The sequence below is a fragment of the Pseudomonas khavaziana genome, from assembly GCF_019145205.1.
Lineage (GTDB): Bacteria > Pseudomonadota > Gammaproteobacteria > Pseudomonadales > Pseudomonadaceae > Aquipseudomonas > Aquipseudomonas khavaziana.
This window is the reverse complement of sequence record NZ_JAHSTT010000039.1, coordinates 1-1,331: the sequence shown is the minus strand read 5'-3', so window position 1 is coordinate 1,331 and position 1,331 is coordinate 1. Positions and strand designations below refer to the sequence as shown.

Sequence of the window (1,331 nt, the reverse complement as noted above, 5' to 3'; positions counted from 1 at the left end):
TTACACCTCACGGTGCACAACGCATGACTCGGGGTCGAGGTGTCTCGCCATAACTTCTCTCGTAGGGACTTTCACCCTTTATCAACTGCCAGCTTGGCTGGCGCACTAAGCGTTCCATAAACCCCACTTAGTCAAAAGTGGGCGGTGTGTTTAGCTGTGGGATCCAGGCTTGCAGTTCCACGGCAGCAACGCTTCGTAATCCTCAACCTAAGTCGCCGTTGGCGGGCGTTCGAGTGCTTGGCGCAGCCATGCATAGGGCTCTTGGCCGTTGGCTTTGGCTGTCTCGACCGTATGCGATCCATGAACTACACCTACCACAAGACAACCACCCCGTTTACCGTGGCATCTCTGGCGAGCAGTTCCATGGCAGCAGCGCTTCGTAGTCGGCCACCGCCTGCGCATGCGGCGACCTTTCCAGCACGTGGCGTAGCCACGTATAAGGCTCCTGGCCATTGACTTTAGCGATCTCGACCAAACTATAGATCTGAGCGCTGGCGGTAGCGCCTTTGGGCGTATCGCTGAATAGCCAGGCCTTGCGGCCGATGACAAACGGCTTTATCGCTCTTTCAGCCGCATTGTTATGTACGCCCTGACAAGGCGTATGAGTTCAGTGGGTGAGAATCCCACCCCGCTACTGTCGCTCCGGCCGGAAGCACTTTGGAGCAGTTCAGGAGGCAACGAATGGGCTGAAGTATCTGAAGAAAAGGCTTCTTTAGGAAGTCAGTGACTGTGCAGGCCGTAGCGTGCAGCGAACACCGAGCAGGCCCCGAAAAGGTTTTGCGGTAGCCGACCTGCCATAATAACGGGGAAGGTTGATAGTGCTGAGGGATCGAGCGTCAGGCGAACTTGGCACTGCCGCCGGGGTAGTGGTGATGGCATATACAGAAGAGAACTCATACGAAACAGGGGAAGCCTGCCAGGGGGAAATGGTCGTCTAGACACGGCCATGCAACAGTGCGCCCGTGAGGGATGGCGCTGGCTCGGACAGGTGGCGGATGGGCTCGTAGTACCGTTGAGGCCGGGTAATGCCGAAGTAGGAAAGTAGCCCTGGTCCAAGAGAGGAGTACAAAGTGGTAAGAACGATGGGATTGGCGCCAAGCCTACTAACCCAAGTGTGAAATCTTGTTCGGAAACTACAGCGTGCCCTGTATGTGAAAGCTAAGACAGAGCCAGACTTTCGCTTCTACAGCCTGTGGGACAAAGTGTATCGAATTGATGTACTGGTCATCGCCTACCAGCGTTGCCGCGCAAACCGAGGCAGCCACGGTGTGGATGGCCAGCGATTCGATGACATTGAAAGCATGGGGCCTATGGAGTGGCTGGCTCAGCTA

1 protein-coding gene and 2 pseudogenes are annotated in these 1,331 nt (G+C 56.1%); 1 reads left to right on the top strand and 2 read right to left on the bottom strand.

Annotation, left to right across the window (positions count from 1 at the left end):
* Positions 1-207 precede the first annotated feature (207 nt).
* Positions 208-288, bottom strand: a pseudogene (locus tag KVH01_RS29400) (transposase domain-containing protein); the annotation flags it as partial.
* 46 nt (positions 289-334) lie between these two features.
* Positions 335-586, bottom strand: a pseudogene (locus KVH01_RS29395) (transposase domain-containing protein); the annotation flags it as partial.
* A 565-nt stretch (positions 587-1,151) separates the two neighbouring features.
* Here KVH01_RS29395 and KVH01_RS29390 point away from each other — a divergent pair.
* Positions 1,152-1,331: hypothetical protein (locus KVH01_RS29390; protein WP_217883797.1), on the top strand; the 180-nt coding region annotated here is incomplete at its 3' end.